The sequence below is a fragment of the Daejeonella rubra genome (genome assembly GCF_900103545.1).
GTDB lineage: Bacteria > Bacteroidota > Bacteroidia > Sphingobacteriales > Sphingobacteriaceae > Daejeonella > Daejeonella rubra.
In genome coordinates this window covers 1-14,883 of sequence record NZ_FNHH01000013.1, presented here as the reverse complement: position 1 = coordinate 14,883, position 14,883 = coordinate 1, and the positions used below count along the sequence as shown (strand labels likewise).

The 14,883-nt window shown below is 34.7% G+C and carries 5 protein-coding genes and 1 CRISPR repeat array; all 5 genes read left to right on the top strand.

From position 1 onward, the window contains the following. The first annotated feature begins 15 nt into the window (after positions 1–15). The 5 genes from BLR27_RS10385 (at position 16) to cas2 (ending at position 8,472) form a co-directional block, all read left to right on the top strand. A complete protein-coding gene (locus BLR27_RS10385; protein WP_090704566.1) occupies positions 16–933 on the top strand; it encodes a serine hydrolase in 918 nt (305 codons plus the stop codon). A 389-nt stretch (positions 934–1,322) separates the two neighbouring features. Beyond that, the gene (cas9, locus tag BLR27_RS10380) at positions 1,323–5,600 is read left to right on the top strand and encodes a type II CRISPR RNA-guided endonuclease Cas9 (protein WP_090704564.1); all 4,278 of its coding nucleotides are present in this window, start codon (positions 1,323–1,325) and stop codon (positions 5,598–5,600) included. A gap of 234 nt (positions 5,601–5,834) precedes the next feature. Further along, positions 5,835–7,007: an ATP-binding protein gene (locus BLR27_RS10375; RefSeq protein ID WP_090704730.1), complete on the top strand. Its 1,173-nt coding sequence runs from the start codon at positions 5,835–5,837 to the stop codon at positions 7,005–7,007. Between the two features lie 97 nt (positions 7,008–7,104). After that, positions 7,105–8,139 (top strand): type II CRISPR-associated endonuclease Cas1, encoded by a 1,035-nt coding sequence (gene cas1, locus BLR27_RS10370; RefSeq protein WP_090704562.1) that lies wholly within the window; start codon positions 7,105–7,107, stop codon positions 8,137–8,139. Between the two features lie 3 nt (positions 8,140–8,142). Continuing rightward, on the top strand, positions 8,143–8,472 hold the full coding sequence (gene cas2, locus BLR27_RS10365; protein WP_090704560.1) for a CRISPR-associated endonuclease Cas2: 330 nt from the start codon (positions 8,143–8,145) through the stop codon (positions 8,470–8,472). Positions 8,473–8,562: 90 nt separating this feature from the next. Next, positions 8,563–14,757: direct repeats of the CRISPR family, unit length 46 nt; unit sequence GTTGTTGTAAATATCAGTAGTTCAAAGAATGAAAGCAAATCACAAC. Positions 14,758–14,883 lie beyond the last annotated feature (126 nt).

Below are 14,883 nucleotides of genomic sequence, written 5' to 3'. Positions count from 1 at the left end.
ATTGAATTAATCATTATGATAAGAAAATCGATCGTACTTTTTGTTACACTTTTATGTCTGGTTTATACAGCTGGCTCTCAAACCAGAACGGACAAAAGACTAACAAAAGAATTGCATAAGCTCGTAAAGGATTTCAAGGGCGATGCCGGAATTTACGTGCAAAACCTAAGAACCGGCAGAGTTGCGGCCATCAATGCAGACACCATTTTTCCAACGGCAAGCATGATAAAAGTTCCCATTATGTGCGGGGTATTTGATAAAATTGAAAAGAAAGAATTAAGCTATCATCAGAGCCTTACTTATCGCGATAGTTTACTCTATGCTGGAGAAGATATTCTGGGTTCATTCAAGGATGGTGAAAAGATACAGTTGAGCAAGGTTCAGATGCTCAGCATCACTACGAGTGATAATACTGCAAGTTTATGGCTGCAAAAACTAGTTGGTTCTGAGCATATCAATAAATGGCTGGCTGAAAACGGTTTTGAACATACCCGCCTGAATTCGAGAACCGCCGGACGACAAGCATACCAGAAGCTTTATGGCTGGGGACAAACCACTCCCAGAGAAATGGCTTTATTAGTAAAAAAGATCAGGGAAGGGCAGGCAGTTAGCCCTGCAGCGAGCGAGCGTATGTATCGCAACATGATCAGGATCTATTGGGATGCTGAGGCCCTTTCAGAGATTCCACCCTATATACAGGCGGCATCTAAACAAGGCGCTGTAAACCGTGCCAGATCAGAGGTAGTACTGGTCAACGCCCCGCATGGCGATTATGTATTCTGCATCGCCACCAAAAACCAGGAGGATGAAAGCTGGACTCCGGATAATGAAGGTTACCGGCTAATCAGAAACCTTTCTAAATTGTTATGGAACTATTATGAACCTAAATCCGGGTGGAAGCCTGCGATGGGGTTGGAGAGGTATGGGGATTGAAGAGATGGATAGGAATTCTATAAAATTTCTTAATTCTAATTGATCAAAATTACAGTTTTTCAACTGTATTTTTTTTTCAAAAAAAATGCCCCCGTTAAAGTCGAGGGCAACTTAATGTTTTCACAACGGAATAATTACTATTGAAAAATCCTTGATTATTTATTAAAAATATTAAATTAGTTGAAATACGTTAACGACAATCTTAATTAAAAATATAATTAATTGCTATTTCAATTAGTATTTTAAGGTTTTATAAATAAGTCAAATTAACGCCTGCTGAATTCATCTTAACTACAAAAAAGCCCCACCGAAGCAGGGCCAAGAAAATCTTCGGCTTATAGCCTTATTGTGATTTGCAACTCAAAGATAGTTATTAATTTAAAAAAAATATGAAAAAAATTTTCGCTCTCGACCTAGGTACAAATTCAATAGGATGGGCCTTAAGAAACCCTGATCTCACCGAAAATCAAATTGAAAAATTTGGTGTATTGACTTTTAATAAAGGTGTAGGCTTAGGAAAAACTGGGGAATACTCGTATGCTGCTGAACGTACAAAAAAACGTTCAATGCGCAGATTGTACCAATCAAGGAAATATAGGTTGTGGGCTACGCTTGAAAATTTAATAAATGAAGGGTACTGCCCTTTGAGTATGGAAGACCTAAATAAATGGCGACATTACAGTAAAGAAGAAGCACTCAATAACAATAATGGAGGAAGAGTTTATCCTATCGATAACCTCGTATTTGATGCTTGGATAAAATTGGACTTCAATAATTGTGGTAAACCAGAATATTCAAGTCCTTACCAGTTACGCAAGGAATTGGCTGAAGTAAAACTTGACTTTAACAAAGAAGAAAATAGGTTTAAGCTAGGCAGGGCATTATACCATATAGCTCAGCGCAGAGGTTTTAAAAGTAGTCGTAAAGGGGCCGATGATGTTAAGGAAAGAGAGGATGACGAAAACGAAGTAGTGGATTTGCAATATTCTGAAAAAAAGAAAAATAAAGTAATTAGTGAACTTTTTAAACAATATTCCCAAGCGAGTACCATAGGATATTTATTTGCTTTGCTAGAAAACGACAATGTTAGGATAAGGGAAAGTATTGCACAATATGCAATAAGAGAAAATTATAAAGATGAAATTAAATACATCTTTAATTTTCAAGACCTAGACTTAAATCATAAACTCTTTATGAAGTTGGTAGAAAGTGGTAAAAACAAAAATGACGGCAGTATCTTTTATAAGCGTCCATTGCGTTCGCAAAAAGGATTAATAGGTAAATGCACCTTAGAGCTTGGTAAATATAGAGCTCCTGTAAGCCACCCCAATTTTGAAACATTTAGAGCATGGTCTTTTTTGAACAATATTAAATACAAACCCCTTGAAGATAAAGCTGCCTATTGGCAACCATTACCAATTGATTTAAAAAAGGATATATATATAAACAAGTTTTTTAGGAAATCAAAAAGCTATTTTCCGTTTGCGGAAATTGCTGAGTTTATCATAACTAAAGGAAATAATTGGGAACTGAATTACAAACCTAAGACCACTGTCACAGGCTGTCCTGTTTCTGCAAGACTTAAAGAGATTTTTGGTGAGGATTACATGCATATACAAATCCCCAAACAAAAAGCACTAAAATCAAATAAGTCTTACTACGATATTGAAGATATATGGCATGTATTGTTCAGTTATGAAGATCAAGAATTTGTTTCAGCATTTGCGACAGAAAAACTTAATCTGAACGATGTACAAACAAAACAATTTGTAATTGCATGGAATGCTATGCCCGTTGGATATGGAATGTTAAGCATTAATGCGATTAATAAAATTAATAATTTTCTAAAGAAAGGACTAATTTATACTGAAGCTGTACTATTAGCAAATATTCCGTCTATAATTAGTAATGAGTTATGGACCAAAAACGAACAATTATTTTTAGAGAACATTAGTGATTTAATTAATGAAAACAGGCGACAGAAAACAATCTTGAATATTGTAAATAACCTTGTTTCACAACATAAAAATCAGGATCAAAAATCTGGCTTTAAAGACAGTTCTTATCAACTCAATAGTTCAGATAAGCAAGATATTTTTAATGCAATTGAAGATACTTTTGGATCAAAAAAATGGAAGGAAAAAAATGATGCAGATAAAGAGCAAATTGTAAATACTGTTACTAGGTGTTACCAAGCATATTTTAAAACATCCGGCTTAACAAGAAAGGATATTAAAGGTGAAAGGCACTTCGAAATAATATCAGACAATCATTTTTACTATAAAACTGATTCAGGTTACTACCGGCTACCGAAGTTGATTGATACAGTAGTTGAATTTCTTCAAGTACATTTTGACGTAAATGATGGGCAACTAAAAAAAATTTACCATCCTTCCGAAATAAATATTTACCCCCCTGCGAAACCAGACGAGAATGGCATTTTAAAATTGGGAAGTCCTAAAACGGGCTCTTTTAAAAATCCAATGGCAATGCGTACACTGCATGAATTACGCAAATTGATGAACTATATGATTGAAACCGATCAAATAGATAGTGATACTCGGATTGTAGTAGAGGTTGCTAGAGAATTAAACGACTCGAACAAACGGTGGGCGATCGAAGCATGGCAGAGACAACGTGAAGCTGAAAATCAAGAATTTGCATTGGCTATTGAAGAACTTATAAATGCTATTCCGGAAATATCTGCTAATAGCAAAAATGAGAATGACATAGATAAGATGCGTCTCTGGTACGAACAGAACGACGAAGAAACTGTGCCTGCAATTGCCGATGCAAAAAAAGAAGTTAAGGGAATAAAATGGTCAGAAAATATCAAATCATCTTATAAACAAATTTCGACGCAAAAATTGTTGATTGACAAATACAGACTTTGGAAGGAACAAGGATGCCAATGTATATATACTGGCAAAATAATTAGTATTTCAGACCTATTTAATGAAAATGTAATTGACTTTGAACACACATTACCAAGAAGTAAATCATTCGATAACTCTTTAGCGAATATGACCGTTTGCTATGCCGATTTTAATCGCACTGTAAAAAAGAATCAAATCCCATTTACGTTAAATTGTTACGATGAAATTCTACCACGAATTGAAAAATGGAAAGAAAAAGTAGAACGTATTAAACAACAAATTGATTTTTGGAAAACTAAATCTAAGACTGCATCTGAAAAACAGTGGAAAGATGATGCAATCCGCCAACGTCACCTATGGCAAATGGAATTAGATTATTGGAAAAACAAAGTGGATCGCTTTACTTTAGTAGAAATTACCAGCGGCTTCAAAAATAGCCAGCTGATAGATTCTCAGCTAATATCGAAATATGCCTTTCATTACCTCAAAACTTTTTTTGAAAAGGTAGATGTGCAAAAAGGTAGTGTAACGGCAGCCTTCAGAAAGATATATCAACTACAGGTACCTGATGAAAAGAAAGATAGGAGCAAACATTCTCACCATGCCAAAGACGCAGCCGTTCTAACCTTAATTCCAATTGCTGCCAAACGTGATGCAGTCTTGGAGAAATATTATGAATGTAAAGAGAATAAAAAACCTTTTACTGAAACAGAACCCTACAAAGGATTTAAAAGAGAGTTTGTTTGGGGTATTGATGATTCAGTACTCATAAATAACATTACCAACGGTCAAGCATTAACACCAGCGAAGAGAAAAATCAGGAAAAGGGGAAAAGAACAATTTATTGATGGAACAAATCAACCAATGTGGGCAACTGGAGATAGTATCAGGGGTCAACTGCATCAAGAAACTTTTTATGGCGCTATTAAGCCCGCAAAAAGAGATGAAAAAGGAACTATTTTGAAAGACGATAAAGGAAGTTTTATTCTGGACGAGAAAATTAAATATGTAATTAGAGTTCCATTTCAATACAAAAAAGACAGCAATACTCCAGGATTTAAAACAATAGAAGAAATAGAAAAGCAGATAGTTGACGAAGGCTTAAAAGCACAGATAAGAAAGCAGGTAGAAAAAGCAGGTGACTTAAAGGATGCTTTCGAGCAAGGAATCTATATGTTTGATAAGAAGGGTAATAAAGTTAATAAGATAAGACACATTCGCGTTTGGGCAAGTGTTTCAGAGCCTTTAATTATTAAAAAACAAACTAATCTTTCAAAAATAGCTTATAAGCAAAACTATTATGCAAGCAATGCCACAAATAGTTATTTTGCAATATATATTGGAGATGATAAAAAAGATTTTGACTTTAGAAACCTTTTAGAAACAGCACAAGTACTGTCTACAAACAGTATAAAAAGTGGCAAAGATCTATTTGAACCATCAATTATTATTACAAAAGGAAAAAAACAATTGGATCTTACACTTACCTACGTATTAGAAAATGGAATGAAAATAATTTTTAAAAGAGATAAGGATGATGATTTAAAGAAAATATCAAATAATGAATTGACAAAAAGACTTTATGTCTATACTAACTTTGAAAAAGATGGCCGTCTAAATTTTAAATACCATTTAGAAGCAAGAAGTAAAATTGAAGAAGAATATTCAGAATCTGAAGTTGACTTTGAAATACCTAAACCAACATTACGATTCGGTTATGCAAAATATGACTTTTACGTAGAGGAATATGATTTTAAAGTTAACTTGGATGGCACGATAAATTGGAAGTAATTCGCACTTCGTCGGGTACCATTTAGGTTGAGGCACCTCGGAAGCGTTAAACAATACTGGCTGAAAGCGTTGAAAGCAAATCCTGGGGATGTTTTGCTTGGGAATGAGTCTACCTGATATATCAAAACATATTAAGGATATGTATTCTTTTTATTCCAGTTTTCACCAATCATTAACCGTGAAAATCAAATATTCAATTTTTGATTTTCACGGTTAATGATTATATTTGCTTTCATGATCAAACGATTAGCAGCAAAAGAAATTAGCGTCCTATTAAAAGAATTCCCGGCTATTGCACTTTTAGGTCCGAGGCAGGTTGGTAAAACAACTCTTGCAAAAGACCTGGTTAAAAAGCAAAAGAAAGAGATCTTATATTTTGACCTCGAGAGCGATTCGGATGCTGCAAAACTTCAGGACCCGGAGTACATATTCGATCAGTATAAAGATCATTGCATTATTTTGGATGAAGTGCAGCGTGCACCCAAATTATTTGCGCAATTACGGCCAATCATAGACTCTTATCGTAAACCCGGGAGATTCATTCTTACAGGCTCTGCCTCACCAGATCTCATTAAAGGAGTATCTGAATCCTTAGCAGGCAGAATTGCATTTATTGAGCTTGCCCCAATTAACCTGTTAGAAGCTAAAAAAAGCAGTATTAGTCAGGATCAGCATTGGTTCAGGGGCGGATTTCCGCTTGCCCTGCTTGCTAAGACTGAACAGGCATTTATTCGATGGACCGAAAATTTCATTCGTACCTATATCGAGCGGGATCTGTCGCAATTATTTGGAGTTGCCCTTCAGGAGAAACTTATCCGCAATTTCTGGCATATGCTGGCAGCAAATAATGGAAGTATATGGAATGCAGAAGTATATGCACGCTCATTAGGAATAAGTGCACCAACCATAAAACGCTATCTTGATTTTCTGGAAGGAGCATTTCTGATTCGGCAGTTACCTGCATGGTTTGTCAATACCAATAAAAGGCTGGTCAAATCACCGAAAATTTATTTGCGTGACAGCGGACTACTGCATGTTATGAACAGGGTAAGAACATCGGCAGAACTTCCACTAAACATTGGAGTAGGGGCCTCATGGGAAGGATATGTTATTGAACAGATCTTTCAGCTAAAACCAGATCATTTAGACCTGTATTTCTACCGTACGCATCACGGTGCTGAATGTGATGTATTACTTGTAAACGGCATTAAGCCAGTACTTGCACTGGAGATCAAATACTCCTCAAGCCCGGTTCTCACCAAAGGATTCTATTCGGTGATGGAGGATCTTAGGCTGGATCAGGGCTGGGTAATTATTCCGTCAGGCAAGCCATTTAAAATAAATGGCAAAGTAGAATGCAGTAATTTGACGTACTTTTTAACTGATAAATTACAGAATCTGCACTAAATTACCGTGAAAATCAAAAATTAAATTTTTGATTTTCACGGTAATAAATTATATTTATGTGATATAAGCATAACATCTTCAGTCAAATAGGGACCATATGATAAAAAGAACTTTACATTTTGGAAACCCGGCATATCTCAGTCTGCAACAGGATCAACTATTAATAGATCTCCCCCATTTAAAAGTTCCCGGAGAAAAAGAGTCGAAAAAAACTGTCCCAATAGAAGATATTGGAATTGTATTGCTTGACCATCAGCAGATCACAATCACCCATGGCGCCATAGCTGCCCTCTTAGAGAACAATGCGGCAATCATTACCTGCAACCATACCCATCACCCAACCGGGATGATGCTGCCCATTGATGGCCATGATATACAAAGTGAACGGTTCAGATACCAGATAGATGCATCTCAGCCTTTAAAAAAACAACTCTGGCAGCAGACCATACAGGCAAAAATACTCAATCAAGCGGCGGTTCTGTCAGAACGAAATATTGAACATGAGAATATGCTTTACTGGGCCCGGTCTGTACGCTCGGGCGATCCGGATAATTACGAAGGCCGGGCAGCAGCATATTACTGGAAGAATGTATTCCCGAAAAAAATAGAATTTTTTCGCGGAAGAGAAGGTGATCCGCCCAATAACCTGTTAAACTATGGATATGCCATTTTAAGAGCGATCGTGGCAAGGGGATTGGTTTGTTCCGGCCTGCTCCCTACCCTGGGTATCCATCATCGAAATAAATACAATGCCTACTGCCTTGCCGATGATATTATGGAACCTTATCGTCCATATGTCGACCGGATTGTATTAAAGATCATAGATAAAGGTGAAAACTTTTTAGAATTGGGGACTTCCATCAAATCGCAACTATTAGGAATAGCCACTCTAGATGTTCAGTTTGAAAAAGGGAGAAGCCCATTAATGGTTGGACTGCAAAACACAACATCCTCATTGGCAAAATGCTATGAAGGCAGCTTAAGAAGAATTAACTATCCGGCAATTAAAATTTTCGGGGCAAAAAATATAACTGACTATAAGGATTCGGAGAATAATTATGAAGTTAATGAGTCAAAAGATCCAGAGGATAATAATAGCGATACAGCTAATGAAAAGGAATTACCTTTTTGATAAATGCGTTTAAATGAATACAGGATCTTGTGGGTCTTAGTTTTCTTCGATTTGCCAACTGAGACAAAAAAAGACAGGCAAATTTCAAGCAGATTTCGTAAGGATATTATGAAAGATGGTTTTGCTATGTTCCAGTTTTCCATATACCTGAGGCATTGCAGCAGTCGCGAAAATGCCGATGTACACATCAAACGTGTTAAAAAAAATCTGCCTCCAAAAGGCCATATAGGTATCATGACGATAACAGATAAACAATTCGGAATGATGGAATTATTTTATGGAAAGGAAGAAAAAGAGCTTCCGGATACCCCACAGCAATTGGAATTGTTTTAGAATTTAAAATCCGGAAGCTATGCAACCGGATTTTTTAATTCCTAATTCTGAACTTAATTAACTGATAATGAATAATTTGAACCATGGTATGTTGTTGTAAATATCAGTAGTTCAAAGAATGAAAGCAAATCACAACCCTAACCTTTCCCATGTAGCTGCAACAGTAGTTGTTGTAAATATCAGTAGTTCAAAGAATGAAAGCAAATCACAACTCCGATTTACTTTCTCGTACTCCGCTCGATGTTGTTGTAAATATCAGTAGTTCAAAGAATGAAAGCAAATCACAACCATACAAATAAGATTCATCCAGCCCTTTAGGTTGTTGTAAATATCAGTAGTTCAAAGAATGAAAGCAAATCACAACTCAATCGATCCATAGTAGGAATTGAATTAAGTTGTTGTAAATATCAGTAGTTCAAAGAATGAAAGCAAATCACAACTATTCATAAACCAATGCCCGCGAGCTATTTGTTGTTGTAAATATCAGTAGTTCAAAGAATGAAAGCAAATCACAACAATTACTCGAAGAGGCTTTGTCATAAAGCCGTTGTTGTAAATATCAGTAGTTCAAAGAATGAAAGCAAATCACAACTATTTGCCTGTTAGTTTGGATTATATTGATGTTGTTGTAAATATCAGTAGTTCAAAGAATGAAAGCAAATCACAACTCCAGATTGTTCAATTTCAAAACCGAGTGAGTTGTTGTAAATATCAGTAGTTCAAAGAATGAAAGCAAATCACAACTATTGAATTAGCATCTAAAGGATTAAAGGAGTTGTTGTAAATATCAGTAGTTCAAAGAATGAAAGCAAATCACAACTTATAAAATTGGTAATGGAAATATATATTGGTTGTTGTAAATATCAGTAGTTCAAAGAATGAAAGCAAATCACAACTATACAAAAGACTTCCCTTCCATTGGTAGGTTGTTGTAAATATCAGTAGTTCAAAGAATGAAAGCAAATCACAACTACACATCCGTAATGAGTTATTGAAAACAAGTTGTTGTAAATATCAGTAGTTCAAAGAATGAAAGCAAATCACAACTCGGTCAAACGCAACCATTTATGCAATAATGTTGTTGTAAATATCAGTAGTTCAAAGAATGAAAGCAAATCACAACTCATTTGATTGAGTATATTCAACGCCAATTGTTGTTGTAAATATCAGTAGTTCAAAGAATGAAAGCAAATCACAACTGCAGTTGATACTTTAGGATTACTTAAAAAGTTGTTGTAAATATCAGTAGTTCAAAGAATGAAAGCAAATCACAACTTGTTATTGGGCAGCAAATTGCGTATACTAGTTGTTGTAAATATCAGTAGTTCAAAGAATGAAAGCAAATCACAACCACACAGCTGACAGAAGCAATGATTGATGCGTTGTTGTAAATATCAGTAGTTCAAAGAATGAAAGCAAATCACAACTCTGTATCGCCTGTAACTAAAAATTGAATTGTTGTTGTAAATATCAGTAGTTCAAAGAATGAAAGCAAATCACAACAAATGGAATCAATAAGGCAATACAGGCTAAGTTGTTGTAAATATCAGTAGTTCAAAGAATGAAAGCAAATCACAACCATTGGGTTTGGATTCTTCAATAGTTTTAAGTTGTTGTAAATATCAGTAGTTCAAAGAATGAAAGCAAATCACAACTGAACGGGATGGATGGATGACTGAAATACTGTTGTTGTAAATATCAGTAGTTCAAAGAATGAAAGCAAATCACAACGGAGTGATCCCGAGGTCTTTAAAGCTTTTCGTTGTTGTAAATATCAGTAGTTCAAAGAATGAAAGCAAATCACAACACAGAGCACCCCTTCATACTTACATTCCCCGTTGTTGTAAATATCAGTAGTTCAAAGAATGAAAGCAAATCACAACACAATATCGGTAACCAATGCTTTACGAGCAGTTGTTGTAAATATCAGTAGTTCAAAGAATGAAAGCAAATCACAACAAATGACCCTGAAATATATCCCTATTTAAGTTGTTGTAAATATCAGTAGTTCAAAGAATGAAAGCAAATCACAACTCCAAGCCCGAATGGAAGCTTCCAGGGGCAAGTTGTTGTAAATATCAGTAGTTCAAAGAATGAAAGCAAATCACAACTCGTCAATGATTAAGTCATACGAAAATGTAGTTGTTGTAAATATCAGTAGTTCAAAGAATGAAAGCAAATCACAACTATTGTCTTTAGTCGGTGGTCAGAACTCAGGTTGTTGTAAATATCAGTAGTTCAAAGAATGAAAGCAAATCACAACTTGGGGCTGACAATAGTTTCAGCTCCCCTAGTTGTTGTAAATATCAGTAGTTCAAAGAATGAAAGCAAATCACAACTAGATATATCCAAATCGCTCGTAATATTTTGTTGTTGTAAATATCAGTAGTTCAAAGAATGAAAGCAAATCACAACTGCTCAATTAAACTTGTTGAATAAATAGAGGTTGTTGTAAATATCAGTAGTTCAAAGAATGAAAGCAAATCACAACAACCAGGCCGCAAACTTAAGAGCCAACTGCGTTGTTGTAAATATCAGTAGTTCAAAGAATGAAAGCAAATCACAACTACTGGCAGATAAAGAACAGATTGAAATAGTTGTTGTAAATATCAGTAGTTCAAAGAATGAAAGCAAATCACAACTATACAAAAGACTTCCCTTCCATTGGTAGGGTTGTTGTAAATATCAGTAGTTCAAAGAATGAAAGCAAATCACAACAACTGTTGGAATGACTTGCAAGCCATTGAAGTTGTTGTAAATATCAGTAGTTCAAAGAATGAAAGCAAATCACAACTACACATCCATAATGAGTTATTGAAAACAAGTTGTTGTAAATATCAGTAGTTCAAAGAATGAAAGCAAATCACAACTACTTCAATCCTATATTTAGACACTTCTGCGTTGTTGTAAATATCAGTAGTTCAAAGAATGAAAGCAAATCACAACTAGAAGATCGCTTACTTGCACTTGATTTATGTTGTTGTAAATATCAGTAGTTCAAAGAATGAAAGCAAATCACAACTCTGCATTAGCTAAATTAAAGTTAAAGGAAGTTGTTGTAAATATCAGTAGTTCAAAGAATGAAAGCAAATCACAACGATGGATAAGTATATAAATCCTTTAGTAAGTTGTTGTAAATATCAGTAGTTCAAAGAATGAAAGCAAATCACAACCTTTCTTCCTGAACGCCAAATAATGCTGCCGTTGTTGTAAATATCAGTAGTTCAAAGAATGAAAGCAAATCACAACTTGGGGCTGACAATAGTTTCAGCTCCCCTAGTTGTTGTAAATATCAGTAGTTCAAAGAATGAAAGCAAATCACAACCCTGTACGATCTGTATTATCTTTGGTTGGTGTTGTTGTAAATATCAGTAGTTCAAAGAATGAAAGCAAATCACAACTAGCAGATGCCAAATTCACTAAGGATAAAGGTTGTTGTAAATATCAGTAGTTCAAAGAATGAAAGCAAATCACAACTATAAAATTACATCACCAAGCGGAAAAATTGTTGTTGTAAATATCAGTAGTTCAAAGAATGAAAGCAAATCACAACTAATTCCTGCAAAGTTGGCAATTTGTGTAAGTTGTTGTAAATATCAGTAGTTCAAAGAATGAAAGCAAATCACAACTATATAGTTGCAAGGGTTCATTATTTACAGTTGTTGTAAATATCAGTAGTTCAAAGAATGAAAGCAAATCACAACTGAAACCAGTAACTATAAACAAAGCTTCCTGTTGTTGTAAATATCAGTAGTTCAAAGAATGAAAGCAAATCACAACTGAATGATGTTTATTATGAGGATGTTGGTAGTTGTTGTAAATATCAGTAGTTCAAAGAATGAAAGCAAATCACAACTATCTAATGCCAAGAACGATGCGATCTTTGGTTGTTGTAAATATCAGTAGTTCAAAGAATGAAAGCAAATCACAACAGTGCATCAGTCATTAATGCGGAAGCATTTGTTGTTGTAAATATCAGTAGTTCAAAGAATGAAAGCAAATCACAACTAAAGAGCTGAAACCGAGGACTTGACAGCTGTTGTTGTAAATATCAGTAGTTCAAAGAATGAAAGCAAATCACAACCAATATGATTCAAAGGTTAATGTGGTTTTCGTTGTTGTAAATATCAGTAGTTCAAAGAATGAAAGCAAATCACAACTATGTAGTTGCAAGGGTTCATTATTTACAGTTGTTGTAAATATCAGTAGTTCAAAGAATGAAAGCAAATCACAACTAAGCCTAAACCTAATATAAAAACTATCTCGTTGTTGTAAATATCAGTAGTTCAAAGAATGAAAGCAAATCACAACAGTAATTGAATTTATAATTAAACGGATAATGTTGTTGTAAATATCAGTAGTTCAAAGAATGAAAGCAAATCACAACACTGACTGGATCGAATGGATTTGTTAATAAGTTGTTGTAAATATCAGTAGTTCAAAGAATGAAAGCAAATCACAACCTATCCATTATCCCATTAGCTTCAAGCAGGGTTGTTGTAAATATCAGTAGTTCAAAGAATGAAAGCAAATCACAACTATCATAGGTTTTTGTTTCATTCCATGATAGTTGTTGTAAATATCAGTAGTTCAAAGAATGAAAGCAAATCACAACATTTGTTCATACTTTCTTATCTTGTCTTTTGTTGTTGTAAATATCAGTAGTTCAAAGAATGAAAGCAAATCACAACAGGATTGATACTACGTAAAACCTATCATGCGTTGTTGTAAATATCAGTAGTTCAAAGAATGAAAGCAAATCACAACTATGTAGTTGTTAGGATTCATTATTTACACGTTGTTGTAAATATCAGTAGTTCAAAGAATGAAAGCAAATCACAACTTTGGCGAGGGAATCCAGCGCAGGATCAAGTTGTTGTAAATATCAGTAGTTCAAAGAATGAAAGCAAATCACAACTATTGGCGTTTATAATCCCTCTGGCTATCCGTTGTTGTAAATATCAGTAGTTCAAAGAATGAAAGCAAATCACAACTATTATCTTTGGTTGGTGGTCAGAACTCAGGTTGTTGTAAATATCAGTAGTTCAAAGAATGAAAGCAAATCACAACTCAATTCCATATTATCCTCATTTGTGATTTGTTGTTGTAAATATCAGTAGTTCAAAGAATGAAAGCAAATCACAACTATGTAATCCGTAACCGTTGCACCTGTAATGTTGTTGTAAATATCAGTAGTTCAAAGAATGAAAGCAAATCACAACTAATACGGATCGCTACTGATGTTTTCTGGGTTGTTGTAAATATCAGTAGTTCAAAGAATGAAAGCAAATCACAACTAGCAAGTAAGGTTCCTTTGGTAGGTCCTGGTTGTTGTAAATATCAGTAGTTCAAAGAATGAAAGCAAATCACAACTGGTCAGCATCTACGCTTCAATACTTATCTGTTGTTGTAAATATCAGTAGTTCAAAGAATGAAAGCAAATCACAACTTGAAGCTATCGCAAATGCTTACAACAATGGTTGTTGTAAATATCAGTAGTTCAAAGAATGAAAGCAAATCACAACAGTCCTGATATTAACATTGTAAATCCTGTGGTTGTTGTAAATATCAGTAGTTCAAAGAATGAAAGCAAATCACAACCAGTCTGCGGCTCAGGAAACAACAACTTTAGTTGTTGTAAATATCAGTAGTTCAAAGAATGAAAGCAAATCACAACCATTGCTTTTGCCATTTGAAACTGATACAAGTTGTTGTAAATATCAGTAGTTCAAAGAATGAAAGCAAATCACAACTATACGAAAGACTTCCCTTCCATTGGTAGGGTTGTTGTAAATATCAGTAGTTCAAAGAATGAAAGCAAATCACAACACTTTCATATTACATTCCCTGTACGTAAAAGTTGTTGTAAATATCAGTAGTTCAAAGAATGAAAGCAAATCACAACTATCAAGCGGCGCATTAGTGAGTGATTTTAGTTGTTGTAAATATCAGTAGTTCAAAGAATGAAAGCAAATCACAACTATTGAATCCTCAATATATCCAGAAGATATGTTGTTGTAAATATCAGTAGTTCAAAGAATGAAAGCAAATCACAACGGGGTGCAACCGATATATTATTAGCAAAAAGTTGTTGTAAATATCAGTAGTTCAAAGAATGAAAGCAAATCACAACTGAATTATACCGTTCATTTTGATGTTACCAGTTGTTGTAAATATCAGTAGTTCAAAGAATGAAAGCAAATCACAACTCTATTCAATATGATAAAAATGGTCAAATAGTTGTTGTAAATATCAGTAGTTCAAAGAATGAAAGCAAATCACAACTATACCCTACTCTTACATCTCACAATGCTGTTGGATATTCCGCTCCATAGTACGCCACGATTCCGACACAAAGTACGCCGCCCATTCCGAAGCAAAGTACGCCACGATTCCGAGGGAAAGGTTACC

Bases quoted from the DNA above. Each gene is read 5' to 3' on its own strand.
- BLR27_RS10385 (WP_090704566.1), top strand. From the start codon at position 16: ATGATAAGAAAATCGATCGTACTTTTTGTTACACTTTTATGTCTGGTT.
- cas9 (WP_090704564.1), top strand. From the start codon at position 1,323: ATGAAAAAAATTTTCGCTCTCGACCTAGGTACAAATTCAATAGGATGG.
- BLR27_RS10375 (WP_090704730.1), top strand. From the start codon at position 5,835: ATGATCAAACGATTAGCAGCAAAAGAAATTAGCGTCCTATTAAAAGAA.
- cas1 (WP_090704562.1), top strand. From the start codon at position 7,105: ATGATAAAAAGAACTTTACATTTTGGAAACCCGGCATATCTCAGTCTG.
- cas2 (WP_090704560.1), top strand. From the start codon at position 8,143: ATGCGTTTAAATGAATACAGGATCTTGTGGGTCTTAGTTTTCTTCGAT.